This window comes from Reinekea marinisedimentorum, assembly GCF_004341165.1.
In the GTDB taxonomy this organism is placed as follows: Bacteria; Pseudomonadota; Gammaproteobacteria; order Pseudomonadales; family Natronospirillaceae; genus Reinekea; species Reinekea marinisedimentorum.
Genome location: NZ_SLZR01000009.1, coordinates 185658 through 204538, shown reverse-complemented (window position 1 = coordinate 204538; position 18881 = coordinate 185658). Strand labels below are relative to the sequence as shown.

Annotated in this window: 19 protein-coding genes; 7 read left to right on the top strand and 12 right to left on the bottom strand. The window is 52.1% G+C overall.

Annotated elements, in window-relative coordinates; translation table 11 throughout:
- Positions 1-629 precede the first annotated feature (629 nt).
- Positions 630-974: a DUF3316 domain-containing protein gene (locus BCF53_RS11995; RefSeq protein WP_132701976.1), complete on the bottom strand. Its 345-nt coding sequence runs from the start codon at positions 972-974 to the stop codon at positions 630-632.
- Positions 975-1005: 31 nt separating this feature from the next.
- Positions 1006-1728: a Spy/CpxP family protein refolding chaperone gene (locus BCF53_RS11990; protein WP_243645824.1), complete on the bottom strand. Its 723-nt coding sequence runs from the start codon at positions 1726-1728 to the stop codon at positions 1006-1008.
- Here BCF53_RS11990 and BCF53_RS19620 point away from each other — a divergent pair.
- A complete protein-coding gene (locus BCF53_RS19620; RefSeq protein WP_424511406.1) occupies positions 1703-1834 on the top strand; it encodes a DUF4334 domain-containing protein in 132 nt (43 codons plus the stop codon). The genes BCF53_RS11990 and BCF53_RS19620 overlap by 26 nt on opposite strands.
- Before the next feature lie 30 nt (positions 1835-1864).
- Here BCF53_RS19620 and BCF53_RS11980 read toward each other — a convergent pair whose 3' ends face one another.
- Positions 1865-2662: a transglutaminase domain-containing protein gene (locus tag BCF53_RS11980; protein ID WP_132701973.1), complete on the bottom strand. Its 798-nt coding sequence runs from the start codon at positions 2660-2662 to the stop codon at positions 1865-1867.
- A 152-nt stretch (positions 2663-2814) separates the two neighbouring features.
- Here BCF53_RS11980 and BCF53_RS11975 point away from each other — a divergent pair, with 152 nt between their 5' ends.
- Entirely contained in the window at positions 2815-3897 is a 1083-nt protein-coding gene (locus BCF53_RS11975) for an alpha/beta fold hydrolase (protein WP_132701972.1), read from the top strand.
- Between the two features lie 260 nt (positions 3898-4157).
- Here the strand turns inward: BCF53_RS11975 and BCF53_RS11970 are convergent, their stop codons facing one another.
- The 4 genes from BCF53_RS11970 to BCF53_RS11955 all read right to left on the bottom strand — a co-directional run bounded on the left by BCF53_RS11970 (position 4158) and on the right by BCF53_RS11955 (position 7858).
- Positions 4158-5012, bottom strand: coding sequence for a D-amino acid aminotransferase (locus BCF53_RS11970; RefSeq protein WP_132701971.1), 855 nt, complete (start codon positions 5010-5012; stop codon positions 4158-4160).
- 20 nt (positions 5013-5032) lie between these two features.
- On the bottom strand, positions 5033-5890 hold the full coding sequence (locus BCF53_RS11965; RefSeq protein WP_132701970.1) for a DUF4392 domain-containing protein: 858 nt from the start codon (positions 5888-5890) through the stop codon (positions 5033-5035).
- Between the two features lie 16 nt (positions 5891-5906).
- The gene (locus tag BCF53_RS11960; RefSeq protein ID WP_132701969.1) at positions 5907-6683 is read right to left on the bottom strand and encodes a putative hydro-lyase; all 777 of its coding nucleotides are present in this window, start codon (positions 6681-6683) and stop codon (positions 5907-5909) included.
- 263 nt (positions 6684-6946) lie between these two features.
- The gene (locus BCF53_RS11955; protein ID WP_132701968.1) at positions 6947-7858 is read right to left on the bottom strand and encodes a LysR family transcriptional regulator; all 912 of its coding nucleotides are present in this window, start codon (positions 7856-7858) and stop codon (positions 6947-6949) included.
- Positions 7859-7966: 108 nt separating this feature from the next.
- Here BCF53_RS11955 and BCF53_RS11950 point away from each other — a divergent pair, with 108 nt between their 5' ends.
- The 3 genes from BCF53_RS11950 (at position 7967) to BCF53_RS11940 (ending at position 10072) form a co-directional block, all read left to right on the top strand.
- A complete protein-coding gene (locus tag BCF53_RS11950; RefSeq protein ID WP_132701967.1) occupies positions 7967-8830 on the top strand; it encodes a pirin family protein in 864 nt (287 codons plus the stop codon).
- Positions 8831-8945: 115 nt separating this feature from the next.
- Complete coding sequence (locus BCF53_RS11945; protein ID WP_132701966.1) at positions 8946-9491, top strand: cytochrome b; 546 nt, start codon at positions 8946-8948, stop codon at positions 9489-9491.
- Positions 9488-10072: a YceI family protein gene (locus tag BCF53_RS11940; protein ID WP_207902718.1), complete on the top strand. Its 585-nt coding sequence runs from the start codon at positions 9488-9490 to the stop codon at positions 10070-10072. The genes BCF53_RS11945 and BCF53_RS11940 overlap by 4 nt, the downstream gene beginning before the upstream one ends.
- A 53-nt stretch (positions 10073-10125) precedes the next feature.
- Here BCF53_RS11940 and BCF53_RS11935 read toward each other — a convergent pair whose 3' ends face one another.
- From BCF53_RS11935 to BCF53_RS11915, 5 genes are all read right to left on the bottom strand, one after another.
- Positions 10126-10800 (bottom strand): 2OG-Fe(II) oxygenase, encoded by a 675-nt coding sequence (locus tag BCF53_RS11935; RefSeq protein WP_132701965.1) that lies wholly within the window; start codon positions 10798-10800, stop codon positions 10126-10128.
- Between the two features lie 111 nt (positions 10801-10911).
- Complete coding sequence (locus tag BCF53_RS11930; RefSeq protein ID WP_132701964.1) at positions 10912-12558, bottom strand: SulP family inorganic anion transporter; 1647 nt, start codon at positions 12556-12558, stop codon at positions 10912-10914.
- A gap of 304 nt (positions 12559-12862) precedes the next feature.
- On the bottom strand, positions 12863-14002 hold the full coding sequence (locus BCF53_RS11925; RefSeq protein ID WP_132701963.1) for an ABC transporter permease: 1140 nt from the start codon (positions 14000-14002) through the stop codon (positions 12863-12865).
- Positions 13999-14928: an ABC transporter ATP-binding protein gene (locus tag BCF53_RS11920; protein ID WP_132701962.1), complete on the bottom strand. Its 930-nt coding sequence runs from the start codon at positions 14926-14928 to the stop codon at positions 13999-14001. Before BCF53_RS11920 ends, BCF53_RS11925 begins: the two co-directional genes overlap by 4 nt.
- Positions 14925-15890 carry an HlyD family secretion protein gene (locus tag BCF53_RS11915; RefSeq protein WP_132701961.1) on the bottom strand — a complete coding sequence of 322 codons (966 nt, stop codon included), beginning with the start codon at positions 15888-15890 and terminating at the stop codon, positions 14925-14927. Before BCF53_RS11915 ends, BCF53_RS11920 begins: the two co-directional genes overlap by 4 nt.
- 823 nt (positions 15891-16713) lie before the next feature.
- Between BCF53_RS11915 and BCF53_RS11910 the strand changes: the two genes are divergently transcribed.
- Positions 16714-17703, top strand: coding sequence for an ABC transporter permease (locus tag BCF53_RS11910; protein ID WP_132701960.1), 990 nt, complete (start codon positions 16714-16716; stop codon positions 17701-17703).
- Between the two features lie 8 nt (positions 17704-17711).
- Positions 17712-18878, top strand: a complete 1167-nt coding sequence (locus tag BCF53_RS11905) for an ABC transporter permease (protein ID WP_132701959.1) — start codon at positions 17712-17714, stop codon at positions 18876-18878.
- Positions 18879-18881: the final 3 nt, after the last annotated feature.

The following is an 18881-nucleotide window of genomic DNA, read 5'->3' as shown; positions in this document are numbered from 1 at the left end:
TCTACAAAGCAGTGTCAAAGCACTAAGGTCGGTCTCAGATTCACCTGGCTCTCGGAAAGTTATCAGCTAAACAACTTCCCTGGAGAGATACAAGGTCGGGCTTCAGCCCGACAGCCCCAACCACAACTTCAGCGGCAACCAGTGTTGGCCTAAAGGCCAACCTACAAACCACGCCACATTTGTAGGTCGGGCTTCAGCCCGACAGCCCAACCGAAACTTCAGCGGCAACCAGTGCTGGCCTAAAGGCCAACCTACAGCCACGCCACATTTGTAGGTCGGGCTTCAGCCCGACAGCCCAACCGCAAACCCAGCGACAACCGGTGTTGGCCTAAAGGCCAACCTACAGCCACGCCACATTTGTAGGTCGGGCTTTAGCCCGACAACCCAACCGAAACTTCAGCTGCAGTCGCGCCCAGATGAGATCACGAACAAAGCGGCAGGCAAAAAAAAAGGGCTGAAATTCAGCCCCCGTTTGTCGGTTATTTTCATTTGTGAAGTATCAATGCTTAGCCAAAAACCACATGGCTATAAGTACCTTTGGGCACTTCATTAACCAATACTAAAGTACCCGCCCTATTGCTCAGTAAAAGCCAGTGTTAATCCACAGCTTTCACTCTATAGAATGCCAATCAATCGTTATTATCGACTTCATAGTGGTAGTTAACGCTGACTTTTGCGCGGTACTCAATCTGGCCGCGTTCGACAGCAAATTCCTCAAGGGTCACCTTCGCATCGTCAACGGTGAGGTCACGGGAAAAGCCATAGGTATCGAGCATTTTATTAAGCTCCCCTTTTGAGGCCTGAGTGACGTTATCAACCACATCAAATCCAGCATTGTAGGCTTCTGCCTCCGTGGTGTAAGAATCGCTATAAAACGATTTGCTAGTGTATTCTGTATTTGCGCTGGCTATGGATGCAGCGCTGATCAGTACGACAGTAGTCATTGCGGTTGTCAGTAAATTAATGATTTTCATTTTTTAACTCCTTTGAGTGTTTGCGAGTAAATTATTTGCTTTCGTCAACAGTGCTGTCAGCGTCGAACAACTGTTTACTACCACGACCTTCTTTACCGCCACGTTCACCTTTGCCGTTACGATCGCCGCGTTCACCTTCACGAGAGCCATGGTGGGCATCAAGGTAGGTAACTAAATCTTCAGCATCATCTGCAGAAAGAACGGTGTTTAACTGGTCCGTCAGTTCCTGCATGTGTGCCGCTCGGTTAGCATCACGTGCAGCTTGCCTCTCTTCAGCACTTGGTGCTTCACTTGCTTCTTTTCTGGCTTCTCGCGCTTCTTTGCGAGCTTCAAAATTTTTCTCTTTCAGCTGGGTAATAATTTCAGTGACTTCAGTTTGTTGATCGTCGGTCAGTGCTAACTCAGTAAAAATGTAATCGAGATTCACACCACCCTTGCGTTCACCTTCGCCAGTGAAAGATCCGCCTTTAGCGAATACGCCTGCCGCTGAAGTCGCCATAACCAATACAATGCCGCCAGCTACAAATTTCTTTTTCAATGAGTTCATCGTCTCTCTCCAATAATTTAAAGTCTTTTCTTTGAAAGCCTGTTTGCTTTCGATGGGGCTTAGTTTCCAGTGGAATCGTGCATGAACTATGGAAGGAAAAAGGAAGTGTTCGTTTTCTGGCAAAAATAAAAGCGCAGCCGAATTAAGGCCTGTGGAGCATAGCGGCGGCGTAACATCGGCAATGTTATGCGATGCACGCCCTATCATTGATATCTTTAGAAAAGTTGGTGACAACACCCGTTTCGGTGTGATGAATTTTAAAAACGACGATACGACAACATCCTATTGTTTCGTATCAGTCAGAGAGCCGTGAAATCAGCCCGAACGGCCGCTAAGCCTAGCCTTATAAAGGAGGCCCGGGCCTTTGTTCAACATTGACGTACATGCTTAGCAGATCCACCGGATCGCCGAATTGGGTGTAGATGGCAACATCGGCCGCGTCCCGGCCGAAGGCGATCGCGACACGCCCCCCTTGCAGGCTGGCTTGTGTTGGATCGAACGTGTACCACCGGTTTCCGACATAAGCCTCGAACCAGGCGTGAAGATCCATCGGTTCAAGCCCCTCAAGGTAGCCCACGACCATTCGGGCCGGTATAGACAGCGCCCGGCAACAGGCCATGCCTAAATGGGTCATGTCCCGGCATACTCCGCTTCCCAGCTCGTTTAGCTCGGTAGCACTGATTATCTGCTGCCCTGCGCCGGGCGTATACCGTACCGTGTTGCGGATATAATCGACGATGGCCGTACACTGATCGTAGCCAGCGGCTCGACCCGCCACGATCGATGCGGCCATTTCAGTAAAACGATCCGATTCACAATACCGGCTTGGGTGAAGGAATGGCAGTGTTTCATCAGGCAGATGTTGCACTTCAACGAACGGGGCTCCAGGGGCCGTATCGGATGCATCTGCGGTTTCGATATCAACGGAGGTATGCACGGAGAATTTCCCGGTAGGAGCCACCAGCCGCTGACACAGGTTACCGAACGAGTCCGTGAACTCGACGACCGGAACGCTGGGAGACAAAACGTATTGCTCGCGCGCAACCCATTGCTGCCGCCCACTTCGAGGACGCAGCATGAGCAAAAACGGCGTTGGAACCGGAATGTTAAATTCAAGAAAGCAGGATGAATGCAACCACATGACAATCCCTCACAGATAGAGGAGCGACTTTTACGTTCGCAACGACGAACATTTAATGGCGAACGCCTTGAGCGACTTCGCGATTCAGCCAAATACACCTATAGTGATACTAGCACATTGATAGCGGCACTCACGCAGGGTACAGGCAGGCCATGGCTACACCATTGAAAAGTCGCTGGCAGCGGCACTTTAAAAAAACCGATGCCATCGCGGTTGCGCAACTGGTTACGATGACTGGCACAGACGTTATTGATGTAACCGAACAGGTGCACCTATCCGTTCTGCAACAGCTCAGCCTTGGCGGATGGTTCACATCCGGCACCCGGCTGGTGTACCAGGGGGTTAAAGTATTGCCATTTACCACTCAAATACTACTCAATGCAATCGCCCGCAATGTGGCTCAACTAAAAACATCGCAAAAAAATATTGATACCAGCCAACGGTTAAATGTAATTGCCGCGCTGAATGGCGTGTTGGGCGATCAACTGGCCAGCTCACACAGCCCGCTCAATACGTCGATGGAAATCATTCGTGCCGGGGCTCAAAACCACCCCAATAAAATTCTATTCGTTCACGGCCTCTGTATGGATGACCGCGCCTGGAGTGAGCCTCAAACCCAGTTCTTAGCTGACTGCCTTAACGCCGATGTTTGGTACTTAAAGTACAACACCGGTTTAAGTATAGAAGACAGCGCCCGGCAACTGGCACAGCTGCTTGAACGCGAATTACAACCCGGGCAAAGTGTGAGTCTTATTGGTCACAGCATGGGCGGTCTTGTGTCACTTCACGCGCTAATTAAAGCTCACGCTGGCAATAACAACTGGTACCACAACACACGTGCGCTGGTCGCATTAGGTACGCCTTTTGCCGGCACCCCGATGTCATCGCTAGGGCATTGGGTTGAACAACAGCTGAGTGCCTTCGCAGTTACACGGCCCTTTACCAAGCTGACCAAGCGCAGAAGTGAAGGCATTAAAAACTTACGTGAAGGCTTTATTGGCGAGCTGCCAAGTTCTTTTTCGGTTCCGAGCTTTTGCATTGCCGGTAATCTGGAAACCAAAAGCCATAAGGCCATTGATGACGTTATTGGCGATGGCCTAGTTACCCTGGAAAGTGCCCTGGCACTGAAAAACTGCAAGCAACAATGGACGGCGCCCAAGACCGGGCATTTAAAACTGTTGAAAGACCCTCAGGTTTTTGAAACCGTGAACCAATGGCTAAAGCCACTGTACTAAACGGTTATACGCAATCAATCTGGCTGAGCCTTTATATAAGAAGGGAATTCGTTTATGCACTGGTTCATTCTTTAATACGGGTGCAAGCTCAATTGTGCAGCCAGCGTAAGTAGAAACCCTGTCAATTTGAATATCCACAAAAAGCCGCAAGTAAAAAAATACCGGCACAAGGCCGGTACGTAATTTCGAGTAAGCTAATTCTTTTACCTTAAGGTTTTTAATAAGTCGCGGTAGTTAGCTTTTTAATTTATTTAAATCTATCAATCAAAATCGTAGCAGTATTTGGAGTAAAGCGCCTGCGCCTTCAACCAAACATCGCCAATTTCGCCATTGCCCACCGGCTTGCCGTCTACCTCTACAACCGGGCCAACTTCTTTACTGGCACTTGTCATCCAAATTTCGTCGGCAGCGAATACTTCCGCTTTAGAGATTGCGCGCTCTACCACTTCGATATCGCTGTGCTCACGCAAAATGGCCAGCAGAATATGGCGGGTAATACCCGGCAGCAGTTCATCGGAAAGCGGTGGCGTGTACAGCACGCCGTCTTTGACGATGTAAGCGTTAGACGATGAACCTTCAGTCAGGTTGCCTTCTTCGTTGAACAGCAGTGTTTCATTCAGGCCTTCACCGTAGCTCTGCTGGAAGTGCAGCACGTTACCCAGCAGTGACGTCGATTTAATGTGGCAGCGCTGCCAGCGTAAATCGTCGGCGGTGACAACTTTTAGTTTGTGTGCTTTTTCTTTATCGGCTACATGCGCTTCACTGATTTCCCAGGTGTACAGGAAGACGGTTGGCTCAACCTTTTCCGGGAAGCCATGGAAGCGTTTTTCGTATGTACCGCGGCTGATCTGAATGTAAACGTTAAGGTCGTCGCCTTCATTGGCTTCCAGCAGGTGCGCAACCACTTCTCTCAATTGTTCGGTATTGTACTCAATGCCGATCTCTTTCAGGCCGTTTTCCATACGCTTCAGGTGCAGGCCCAGACCAACGCTTTTGCCATGGTGATTAGGAATAACTTCGTAGATACCATCGCCATACAAAAAGCCACGGTCCATAGGTGAAATCTTTGCCTCTTCAGGCTTCATGTATTCACCATTTAAATAAACGATAGACATTGTGCACTACCTCCTAATGATTAAAGTGACTGACGATACTGAGTGGTCAGTGCCACCAGTTGATTCAATAAAGCCAAACCTTCATCCATTGGAAGGCCGTCTTCGGTTAATTCGTTTCGGCGGGTCACGCCATCCACACTGCCGTGATCGGAAAGATATTGCAGAATCTCATCGGGCTTGTGCAGCGTTAGCAGCGGTTTATTGGCGACACATTCCAGCATCGCCACCAGGCCAATGGCACCCCAGTTGGAGACATCCGCCAGAATCAGCTCGTTGCAGCTGGTAAAGGCCGGCTGGATATCCAGCGAGCGCACGGCGTCGCGTATTTTACCCATGCCAATCTCGTTACCACCATCACCAATGGCAATGGTTTCGCATTGAGCATTATCGAAGAAGGAGTCAAAACAGGCCGCACGTTCGCTGATTACTTCGCCGCGCATGTTGTAGTAATGACCGTCTTCAGACAGGCCCGGACGCTCGATAGAGATCAGCAGTTCGGGCTTCCAGTGTTCCAGTGCCGCCAGTGCTTCTTTCTGGCGCGAAGCGTGCGGGCCCACAATCAGTGGATGCACTCGGTACTTTTTACGCAAATGCGTTGAAAGTGGTGCACCGCACACCAGTACCGGCTCGGCACCGATGGCTTCCATGGCGTTGTATAAACAGATAGCGCCCACCGGGCCGTCGGTTTCAAAGGTTTCGCCGACCGGGAAGCCGGTACCAATGAGCACCGAACCGGTCACTGCATTCATCATACGAGCGGCACGAAGCAGATAGCCCGCAGGAAGGTGTTGCTGAATATCTTTCATACCGCGCAAATTTCTCTGCACCAGTATGTCTTCTATCTCAACACTCAGTTGTTCAAGAGCCGTTAACGACATATAAACATTGCCTCGCTTAAAAGATGGCCAGCTTGCTGTTGGGAATATCCGTCACCAGCATGCAGCCTGGGCTGTGAGTAATACAAACAGGCGGCTTGGCCTGCTTAATCACGGCCTGCGGCGTTACACCACAGGCGGTAAATACGGGGAGTTCACCTTCGTTCACGGTTACGGCATCGCCGTAGTCGGGCTTTTGAATATCTTCAATGCCGATCAACGATGGGTCACCCAAATGCACCGGTGCACCATGAACGTTCGGGAAACGGCTGCAAATTTGGATCATGCGGATGGCGTCGGCCGCTTTAAACGGACGCATACTGACCACCTGATTGCCGTAGAAACGCTCTGTCGGCTCACAGGCGATGTTGGTGTTGAACATCGGCACGTTGACCTGCTCGGTGATGTTGCGGATTTCAAGACCATCGGCCAGCAGCGCTTCTTCAAACGAGAACGAACAGCCAATCAGGAAGGTGACGAAGTCATCCTGCCAAACATCGGAAACATCGGCCGGCTCGCCCGCCAGCTCACCATCACGCCAGACGCGGTATTGCGGCAGGTCGCTGCGGATATCCACATCTTTACCACCAACGCGAATAACCGGCTCACCGGGCGTTTTAGAAAAGCCAATGATCGGGCACGGCTTGGGGTTCTGCTGCGCAAAAACAAAAAATTCATCCGCCCAGCTCTTCGGCAAAATAACCAGATTGGCTTGCACATAGCCGGCACAATAGCCTGACGTATTGGTGGTAAAGCTGCCATCACGACAAGCGAGTCTGAGTTCCTGTGGGGTCATTTTTAAAACATCTCCGGCAAAATCGAAAACCACGTCCCGCTTTTTATGCAAGCGCTGTACGCAGTTTGGTCGGGGCGAATCAAGCCGGACGATTTTAGCAAAGAAGGCCGCAGAACACTTTAGCGAATAAAACCTAAATAGCGGCCCTTTTCAGTAAGAGACTCTGACAATACGGCCCAAAAAAGAAAATAAAAACATATTAAGGCCGACTAATAGATCAATAGCCTTTATCACTGACACATTCTTGACCATCAACGGCAATTTTAACCGAGGTTGTCATCCCAGTAAGGGGAATCGCCCAGGCGCTGTGCGAGGAAATCGATCAGCAAGCGGCAACGCCGCGACAAAAAGCGGTTTTTCGGATACACCGCGTAGCAGGTGTAGCCCGGTAAGCGATACTCCGGCAGCAGGCGCACCAACTCACCGCTTTCAATGGCGCGATAGGCAATAAAGCTGGGCAGGGGCGCAATGCCGTGCCCGCGCTTGGCCATATCGAGCATGAAGTCGCCGTTATTCGACTTTATTTTGGACTGCAGAACAACAGTAACCGCGTTGCCATCGGGCCCTGTCAGGGTCAGCCGATCATATTTACCGAAGCCGTACTGCAAAAACTGATGGCCGTCTAAATCGCTCACCTGCTGCGGTGTGCCGTTGGCAGCTAGCCAGGCCGGGCTGGCGCAAAGCACGGCGCGAATCGGCGTAATGGCTTTCGCCTGATAACTGGAATCTTCCAGCTCGCCAATGCGGATGGCCAGTTCATAGCCTTCTTCAACCAGGTCCATATGACGGTCGGATAAATCCAGCTGCAGCTTTAGATCCTCATGCTGGCGAATAAATTCATCGAGCAACGGGTTCAAGTGCTGCAGCGCAAAGGTGAGCGGTGCAGTTAGCTTCAGGGTGCCATCCACCTGCGCCTTAACGTTACTGGTTTGCTCGTTAAGGGTATCGACCTGATCGAGAATGGCCATAGCGCGAGCGTAGTAGTGTTCACCGGCTTCGGTCAGGGTGTGTTTGCGCGTGGTACGGCTGATCAGCTGGGTACCCAGGCGGCTTTCCAGATCACTCAGGCGGCGACTGACCGCCGATTTGGCAACGTTCAATTGCTCCGCCGCGCGGCTGATGCCACCGGCTTCAACTATGCGTACAAACATTGTCATATCTTCAAGCTGACCCACGCGTCTCTCCATTGTTCTCTGAATAAGAACTGTTATTCCCGATTACCTTAGTTTATCGCAAACGTATCAACAACTAAGATGAAAACAATTCCTATTTGGAGGCGAATCATGAGCCACCTTACTAATCAGCCCACGACCCAGCGCAGCCTGCAGCAGATTATCAACGGCATGAAAACCAGCGACGGTGCCGGAGTAAAACTGACCCGTATTATCGGCTCACCAGAGCTCGATATGCTCGACCCGTTTCTGCTGCTCGATTGCTTTGAAAGCGATGAGGCCGATGACTACCTGGCCGGCTTCCCCGAACACCCGCACCGAGGTTTTGAAACGGTGACCTACCTGCTCAACGGCCGCATGCGCCACAAGGATAACGCCGGCCACGAGGGTGTGATTGAACCGGGCGGCGTGCAGTGGATGACCGCAGGCAAAGGTATTTTGCATTCGGAAATGCCCGAGCAGGAAGAAGGTTTAATGAAGGGCTTTCAGCTGTGGGTTAATTTGCCGGCGCGCGCAAAAATGATTGAACCGGCCTATCAGGAATACCCGCCGGAATCCGCTCCGGTTGAAACCCATGACAGCGGCGTCAGCGTGCGCGTGATTGCCGGTACAACCGACAACGGCACCACCGGCCCGGTTATAAATAACTACACCCGACCCACCTACATGGATGTTTCCATGCCGGGGCAGCAGCGCTTTTCACAATCGCTGCCCGGTCACCACAATGCGTTTATTTATGTCATTGAGGGGGAGGTTCGCATTGCTGACAGCAGCCAGGCATTACCCGCACGAACACTGGGGATACTGAGCGCCGGTGAACAGGTTGTTGTTGAAAGCGGCGCGGCCGATACCCGCTTTTTACTGGTGGCCGGCCAACCCTTAAACGAACCGGTGGCTCGTGGCGGCCCATTCGTAATGAACACTAAGGCCGAAGTTATGCAGGCCTTTGCCGATTTCAATCGCGGAATTTTTTAAGCGGTTCACAAAATAAAATGAGTAAATTTTCCCGCTCATTTAAATACAGACTTTTGCAGAAACTTATGGCTAAAACACAGGTCAATAACTTCTGAACAACGATTGGTAACAACTTGTGAGCACGACCAAAGCGGTTAAAAATTACAGTACGCCGGTGATTATCATCCACTGGCTCAGCGCACTTGTGGTGATCGGCATGTTTGCACTCGGCTGGTGGATGGTCGACCTGGACTACTACAGCCAGTGGTATAAAACGGCACCGATGATCCATAAATCCATCGGCATTCTGCTGGTGCTGGTCACCCTGTTGCGGGTGCTGTTCAAGCTGATCAAAGCGGCGCCCGCCACAACCGGCAAGCGTTATGAAGTGATCGCCGCGAAAAGCGTGCATCTGGTGATCTACTTTTTATTGTTCGTGCTGTTTTTTTCCGGCTATTTAATTTCCACACCCGATGGCCGCGGCATAGAGGTATTCAACTGGTTTACCGTGCCGAGCCTGGGCGAACTGTTTCCTAATCAATCGGATATTGCCGGACGTATTCATTACTACACGGCGATTATCTTAATTGGCCTGGCAGCCGTACACGCTGCCGCCGCATTAAAGCACCACTTTATCGACAAAGACGACACACTGCGAAAAATGATCGGAGCATCAAAATGAAAAACCAATTTATTGCAAAAACAGTTTTTTCCGGCGCGTTAATGGCCGGGCTCGCGTTGCCTTTGCAGGCATTCGCAGCGGATTACAGCATTGATACCAGTGGCGCACACGCCTCGGTTAACTTTAAAGTGAGCCACTTAGGCTACAGCTTTATTAAAGGCCGCTTTAATAACTTCAGTGGCGATTTCAGCTACGACGAAAACAACATTACCGCTTCTAAGGTGAACGTGGTGGTTGATACCACCAGCCTGGACAGCAACCATGCCGAACGCGATAAACACCTGCGCAGTGGCGATTTCATCAACGCCTCTAAATTCCCGCAAGCCACCTTTACCAGCACCAGCGTTTCCAGCATGGGCGATGGCAAACTGGCGATCAGTGGCGATTTAACGCTGCATGGCATGACCAAGCCAATCACCATTGATGCCGAGTTTATCGGCGCTGGCAAAGACCCTTGGGGTGGTGAGCGCATTGGCTTTGAAGGCACCACCCGCTTAGAACTGGCCGACTTCGGCATTGCGGTTATGGGTGCTTCGAGCTATGTGGATATGGAACTGCATGTGGAAGGCATTAAGAAATAAACGGTACTGACCGTGATACGCCGGGCTTCACCGAGCCCGGCTTTTTTTAACGGCTAACGCGGTGGGTCTACCCGATGATCCTGCGAGCTGTTCACCCGATACCAGCCAGCAATAGAGTAACGATCCCGCGCCGCGGGCAAGACCTCGTGCGGATACTCTTCGCTGAGGAAAACAACCAGCGTACCGAAAAGCGGCGTCACCCGGGTGCCTTCCCGATCCTGATCGGAGCGATACAACACCAGCTCACCACCGTCTTCATTCGTCCACGAAGGGTTCAGATAAGCGACCACCGTCAATACCCGGTTGGTCTGGCCGCGAAAGGCATCGTAATGGCGCTTGTAATAGGCACCGGGCGCATAGTGCGCAAAATGACTTTCAAACGAGAATAACCCCAGAAACAGGCGGCGGTTTAAAAACTGCTGCAGCTGCCCTGTCCAGCCAATCCAGCGGCTGCCCGCCGGCGAATCGCCATTGATCCAGCAGATTTCATCGGTGCGCACAAATTCGGAAACCAGGTAGTTTTCGCCCCGGCCAATGCCGGCCTCGATGTACTTCTGACCGTTCAGATTTAACTGGTGCGCATACAAAGCACTGGCCATGTCTTCCGGCAACGCGCCGTGACGAATACTGAAGCCCTGTTTTTCAATATCTTCAGCGATCAGCGCAAACAGAGTTTCGTCCGTTCCGCTGTCACCGCACTCTTGAGAAATGAAGCTTAATGCTGCCAAGTAAATGCTCTGCCTATAAAAATTCAATAACGCCCGGGCACTGTTTTCACAGCGTCAGCCCGAGCAAAAAAAGCAGCGCATAGTAGTGCAAAGCGACACTCAGAGCATGAACTATTTTGCAGATTCCTGAACTTTTTTCGCCGCCTGCTCAAAGGTGGCGCAGTAGTTCTCTTCACCGAGCAACTCAATCACTCCAGCCTTGCGCAGCTTACCGTCGACGCGGGCATTGGCACCGGAAATCAGCACCTGTACATGACGTTTCTGCAGCGACTGAATAACCTCTTCCAGCGTTTGCAGCGCAGTGGCATCAATAAAGGGCACCCACTTCAAGCGGATGATCAAATACTTAGGGTCGGTATGGGTACCGGCCAGCGCGCGCTCAAAGTTTTCCACCGCGCCAAAGAAGAACGGCCCGTCGATGGCAAACACCAGGGCGTTATCCGGCAGTTCGCTTTCGCCGGATTGCAGACGTTCGGCGTTTATTTCACTGGCGGGTGTTAACGACACCTCCACACTCGATGCCATGCGGCGCATAAAGTGCAGCGTGGCCATAATCACACCAATGTTCACGGCAATCACCAGATCGGCAAAGACCGTCAGCAGGAAGGTGATCAACAGAATAACGACATCCGCCGTGGGCGCTTTCTTCACCAGCTTGCAGAAGTGATGCGCCTCACTCATGTTCCAGGCCACCACAAACAGAATCGCCGCCAGGCACGCCAGCGGAATGTTATTGGCCAATGGCGCCAGCGCCACCAGAATAAACACCAGCGTCAGCGAATGAATAATGCCGGCCAGTGGGCTGTTACCGCCGTTACGGATATTGGTCGCAGTACGGGCAATGGCACCGGTCGCGGCAATACCGCCGAACAGCGGCGTTAAGATATTCGCCAGGCCCTGACCGACCAGCTCCTGATTAGAATTATGACGCGTGCCAGCCATACCATCGGCCACCACCGCCGACAACAGTGATTCAATGGCACCGAGCATGGCAATGGTAAAGGCCGGGCCAATCAGCTCAATCATCTGCGAAAGCTCTGGCTTGGGCAGCTGGAAACTGGGCAAGCCCTGCGGAATGCCGCCAAAGGCACTGCCAATGGTGCTAACCCCATCAAACTTGAAAACAGACTGCACCAGCGTTGCAAAAACCAGCGCCACCAACGGGCCGGGAACACGCTTTAAAAAATGGATGCGCGGCGTTAATAACAGAATGGCCAAAGATGCCGCCGCCAGGAAGGTAGTGGTCAAATGCACATGCGAAAACGAGGTAATCAGCTGAATAAACTTCTGGTGAAAATGCTCTGCTGTCGGTGCAGGTAAGCCAAAGAACTCATCCCACTGGCCTACCCAAATGATCACCCCGATGCCCGCGGTAAAACCAACAATCACCGGGTCGGGAATATAACGGATCACACCGCCAAGGCGGGCAAAGCCCAGCGCCATCAGCATCGCACCGGCCATCAGCGTGGCAATCTGCAAGCCCTCAATACCGTACTGAGCAGTAATACCGGAAAGCACAACAATAAACGCACCGGTCGGCCCGGCAATTTGCACCCGGCTGCCGCCAAACAGAGAAACCGCCACAGCCGCAATAATAGCCGTATAGATGCCCTGCTCCGGCTTAACACCCGAAGCAATGGCAAAAGCCATCGCCAACGGCAACGCCACAACGCCGACAATAACGCCGGCGACCAGGTTATTCAGCCAGTGCTCGCGTCCAAATAAACCTGCTTTAAAAGATTCACTTGCTGCAAACATAAGCCTTACTCCTGTAGTCAATGGCGCGGGCATTATAGGGCCGGGCAGCATCGTACAGGGAAACTCGGGGTTGGGTTTTCGAATTGTGTACATTTGGGGCTGGGAGCGTAAGACGTTGGACGTGAGATGTGAGACGTGAAGGGGGAGATGTTAGATGTTAGATGTTAGTTGCTAGTGGTCCGGCATCCCGGAGCTAGCACCAAGCACCAAGCACCAAGCACCAAGCACCTAGCACCTAGCACCTAGCACCTAGCACCTAGCATCTAGCACCTAGCACCTAGCATCTAGCATCTAGCAACTTAACCTAATCCAACGTTCGCTTGTAACGCAGCATAGCAATGATGCCGACCACCAGAGTAAACACCCCCAACGCAACGAACTCCTGCTGCATTTCACTAAACACCGCCCCCTTAAGCATGATGCCGCGAATAATTCGCAAGAAGTGCGTCAGCGGTAAAATCTCACCAATAAATTGCGCCCAGTTGGGCATACCACGAAACGGAAACATAAAGCCGGAAAGCAAAATAGACGGCAGAAAGAAAAAGAACGTCATCTGCATCGCCTGCATCTGCGATTTCGCAATCGTCGAAAAGGTATAACCAATACACAGATTCGCCAGAATAAAAACCGTAAGCCCGCCCACCAGCAACCACAGCGACCCGGCAAACGGCACCCGGAACAAATAGGCCGCGCAACTGAGAATAATCACCGTCTGCACCGCCCCCATACCAATGTAAGGCGTAATCTTACCGATCATCACCTCCAACGGCCGCGCCGGCATCGCCAGCAGATTTTCCATGGTGCCGTGCTCGGTTTCCCGGGTCACCGCCATCGAGGTAATCATCACCAGCGTCATCGTCAGAATCACACCCAACAAACCCGGCACAATGTTGTACTGAGAAATGCCTTCCGGGTTATAGCGCGCATGGCTAATCACATTCACCGGGCTGGCACCGGCCTGCAAATGCGCCAGCGGCCCGGTCAGCTCACGCGCAATGGCGCGCTGCACAATGGTGTTGGCATACAACAACGCCGAAGATGATGCCGAAGGGTCGGAAGCATCTGCCTCGATCAGCAGCGAAGGCTGCTCACCGGCCAGTAACTTTTCAGTGAAGCCAAGCGGAATGGTAATCACAAACGCAACCTCGCCACTGGCCAGCAGCGCATAGCCTTCGGTGCTGTTATCGCTGGTGAGAATAATGTCGTAATAATCGGAGCGCTCCAGCGCGTTCAACAGCGTGCGTACCACCGGCGTTTGCTCTTGCACCTCTACCGCCGTAGGTAAATGTTTGGGGTCGGAATTAATCGCAAAGCCAAACAACAGCAACTGCATCACCGGCACACCCAGCATCATGGCGAAGGTCAGCCGGTCGCGGCGCATCTGAATCAGCTCTTTGATAAACACCGCGCGTATGCGCAAAAAACTCAGACCAAAGAAGCTCATAAGTAAGACCTCGCATCCTTACCGGCACGCGACATCAGCGAAATAAACACATCCTCAAGATTAGGCTGCACCTCCTGCCAGTGATCCTCCGGTCGGGCAAATTCACCAATGGCCGCCTCCAACGCCAGTCTATTGATACCGCTCACGTGCAGCGCCGCGCCAAAGTAGGCAGCGTGCTCAACACCCGCGCGGTCTTTCAGCTTCGCAGCCAGCGTACGAACGTTCGGCCCTTCTGCACGAAAGGTAATCAACCGCGATTCCGTAATGATGTCTTGTACCGTCCCCTGAGTCATCAGGTTGCCGTGCGCCAGGTAAGCAATCTTGTCGCAGCGTTCGGCTTCATCCATGTAGTGCGTAGAAACCAGCACCGTTAAACCCTCATTGGCCAGCCGATGAATCTGATCCCAAAACTCACGCCGTGCCTGCGGGTCGACGCCGGCGGTCGGTTCATCAAGCAACAACAGCTTAGGGTTGTGCATGGTCACCGCAGCCAGCGCTAAACGTTGCTTCCAACCACCGGAAAGCGCACCGGCCAATTGCCGCTGACGATCGGTCAGGCCCAGTACTGCAAGCGTTTCATCGACGCGCTGCTTTACTTTCGGCAGCTGATACAGCCGGGCAACAAACTCCAGGTTTTCTCGAATGGTTAAATCCGACCAGAAGCTGAACTTCTGCGTCATGTAGCCGGTTTGCCGGCGAATCAGCTCGGCCTGGGTTTTGATGTTGTAGCCCAGGCATTCACCCTCGCCTTCAGTAACGCTGAGCAGGCCACAAATCATGCGGATGGTGGTGGTTTTACCGGACCCGTTCGGCCCTAAAAAACCCCACACCTCGCCTTTGGGCAGTTGAATATCCACGCCGTTCACGGCGGTTTTATCGCCAAACTTTTTTACCAGCCCGCGCACATCAATAACGTATTCGCTCATGGCAAAACCACATCCACCGGCTGACCGGGGCGCAGCTGCACCGCATCGGCAAAGCTGGCTTCCACTAAGAACACCAGCTTCTCGCGTGATTCGCTGCTGTAAATAATGGGCGGGGTGAACTCGGCATCCTGCGCAATATAAGAGACCGTCGCCGGTAAAGAGTTATCCACAGCTGCGCCGGTATCAGGCGTTTTTACCTGCACCTGCTGCCCCATGCGCACGCTGGAAAGCAGCGCCTCGGGCACAAAGAATTTCACCTTCAGACCATCGGCCGGCAACAGCGAATAGACTGGCATGCCAGCGGCAACATACTCACCACTGCGGTACAGCACCTGCTCGATAGTGGCGTCAGCCGGTGCACTGACCCGGGTTTGTTGCTGCTGCCAGAGCGCGTAATTCAGCGCCTCTTGCGCAGCAGCCACCTGTGCCTGGGCGGCTTCAATCAAATGCGGCCGCGCCGGCAGTTTAGCGGCCTCGATCTGGCTTTCAATATTGTGGACGCGGGCAACGGCGACGTTGTATTCGGCATCAATCTGGTCTTTATTGGCCTGCGTGGTTGCGCCAATTTTCACCAGGGCGTCCCAGCGTTTTTGCTGCACCTCGGCCAAGCTCAGCGAGGCTTCGGCTTCGGTCAGCTGCGCATCCAGTGAATCGAGTTCTTCCTGACGCAGACCGGTCTGCAGGTTTTCAACATTAGATTTTGCCTGCGCCAGTTGCGCACGGGCCTGCGCCACACTGATTCGCTGCGCGTCGTTCTCCAGCGTCAGCAGCAGCTCGCCCTTAGTCACGGCATCGCCCTGTTCAAACAGTACCGATTCGATTCTTCCCGGCAGCGATGCCGAAACGTAGATGAGGTCGGCCTCAATATACCCGGTAAAGCGGTTGTCGGTTTGTTCCGGCTGGCAGGAAGATAAAGCCAACAGGCTGGCAACAACGCCAGCAAGAAAGAGTGATGTGCGCATAGAACAAGGTACCGTCTGGTTCAGGTTTATGCTTTCAGTTTAATCGCACGATTAACAACTTACGAACGCTGGCCTTAATCATTCCGCTCGTTTCAGTTAAAAACACCGCCGAATTCGCCTGAAACCCGCCTAACAGCAATTGGTTCACCAATTTCTTATATAAGGCCATAGCCGCAAACCGTGCACTACAAGCCACCGGCAGCACCGCCAGAACGGCTAACCTTCCCGACTAGCTCAGCGAGACTATTCCAGAAAGAACTAAAAATCGTCCTGAATACAATGGCCCTGAGCATTTTGTTCGCCATTTTGTATGATCATTAAATTTCTCCGAAAAATTTCAGAACGGCGTTTGCCGCTTAAATACTGAGCCGAGCGCTTGATCTTATGGCTGAGCCGGGAAAAAATTGGTTTTATTCTTCATACAATATGTTGACCAAAAGACAGATAGTGCTAGAGTAAACCCTATATTGGTCAACCAATTATCCAAGGTACGCCCTTTATTGGTTTGCCAGTAACAAACAAAGCGGATGTGCTGAAACAACAACACTAACGACAGCCATACGCTTTCGCTTAATCGCCCTTACGGCTGCCGCTATTCAGCGCAACCGGTGAGGCATCCAAACAACTGAGCAATATCGGCAAATTAAAGGTGAGCAAGAACGCAGTGGCGTAGGGCCGGCGAACATCTCACTGCTGCATACATTCAGGAGGCGCCTTTCAGTTTGATATGAACATGGAGACCCGCAATCACCATCTGCGGCCCCGAAATAACCCAGAAAAAACAGTGCTTATACGAACTTAAGAACAATAAGAAAGGAGCTTTATGTTTTCCTATATTTTAAGACGGTGTTTAATCTCAATACCGACGCTGATTATTATTTCGATCGTGTCGTTTGTGATTATCCAGATTCCACCGGGCGACTTTGTAGACGCCTATATTTCCGAACGTTTAGTGATCGACGGTTCCATCAACGATGTTGACGCACTGCGCGCCAGTATTCAGGCCGAGCTGGGCATCAGCGATAACATGTTCGTCAACTACTTCAAGTGGATCAGCGGTTTCCCGCAGGGCGATTTCGGCTATTCGTTCCAGCACCAGAAGCCGGTTCAGGACCTTATCTGGGGTAAGCTGGGCTTAACCTTCCTGATCACCTTTGTCACCCTTATCTTCACACTGGTCACGGCATTTTTCACCGGTATTTTTACCTCACTTAAGCCTTACACCTTCTTCGATTACATCGTCAGTTTCTTCGGCTTTTTAGGCCTGGCCATCCCCAACTTTTTACTGGCGCTGCTGCTGATGTACCTGTCACTGGATTGGTTCGGCACACCGTTTTCCGGTCTGTTCTCACCGGAATATTTAAATGCACCGTGGAGCTTCGCCAAGTTCATGGATGCCATGAAGCACATCTGGATTCCGGTTATTGTGGTCGGCACCGCCGGCACCGCCAGCAAGATTCGCATTATGCGCGCCACCATGATGGACGAGCTGCACAAGCCGTATGTTGATACCGCGCGTTCCAAAGGCTTACCGGCTTACAAGGTTATTCTGAAGTACCCGGTGCGTCACGCCGTTAACCCGTTGGCGTCCACCATTGGCTGGATGCTGCCCGAGCTGGTTTCCGGCAGTGCCATTGTCGCCATTGTTCTGAGCTTGCCCACCACCGGCCCTTACCTGCTGGAAGCCTTGCGCAGTCAGGATATGTACCTGGCCGGCACCTTCCTGATGATGCTGGCGGTGCTGACCATTATCGGCACGCTCATTTCTGACATTCTTATTGCGTTGTTAGATCCACGCATTCGTCTTGCCTAGGAGTTACCATGACGTCGCAAACTCATCTGGAGCAAAGCCCGGATACCGAACTGAACCAAACCCTAAGTGCGCAGGCGGAAGATAACGGCAGCGATATCGCCTACGCCTCGAAAACCAAACTGATGTGGCTGCGCTTTAAGCAGCACAAGGTCGCGTTGTTCAGTGCCATCATGATCATCCTGTTTTATCTGGTGGCTATCTTTGCCGATTTAATCGCCGTACAGGACATCAACAAGTACGCCGCAAAGTACAAGTATGCGCCGCCTTCGGCTGTGCACTGGGTAAATTCTGAAGGGGATTTCACCTGGCCGTTTATTCACGATTTAAAACGTGAACTGAACATGGAAACCCTGGAGTTTGAATACACCGAAGGCGATAAAGAATTTCCGATTCGCTTTTTACACCGTGGCTACGAGTACAGGGTGCTCGGCCTGTTCAAAACCGATATCCATCTGTTCGGTGTTGACGACGGTGCTGCGTTGTTCCTGATGGGCTCGGATAAACTCGGCCGTGATGTGTTCAGTAAAATTGTCCATGGCGCGCGTATTTCACTGTCCATCGGTCTGATCGGTGTGCTGCTCAGCCTGGTGTTTGGTGTGGTACTCGGGGGTATTTCCGGCTTCTACGGCGGCAAAATAGATACCTTTATTCAGCGTTTAATTGAGGTGCTGATGTCGTTCCCGTCGATTCCCTTATGGATGGCACTGGCGGCTTCTCTGCCACCGCAATGGTCGCCGATTTTCGTTTACTTCATGATCACACTGATCCTTTCGGTGATCGGATGGACCGGCATCGCCCGGGTGGTACGCGGCATTGTGATGCGCCTGAAGGAAGAAAAGTACACCGAAGCCGCGTTGCTTTCCGGTGCCAATAATTTCTACATCATTCGCAAACACCTGCTGCCCGGCGCAACCAGCTTTGTGATCGCCCAGGCCACGCTGAGCATTCCGGCGATGATCATTGCAGAAACCTCACTGAGCTTTTTAGGCATTGGCCTGCGCCCACCGGTGGTGAGCTGGGGCGTACTGCTGCAGGAAGCACAGAGCATTGAAGTGATCGCCAACTATCCATGGATTCTGTATCCATCCTTCTTCGTGATTGTCACGGTCCTGTTTTTCAACTTCTTAGGTGACGGCCTGCGCGATGCTGCCGACCCGTACATGAATAGAGCGTAAGTT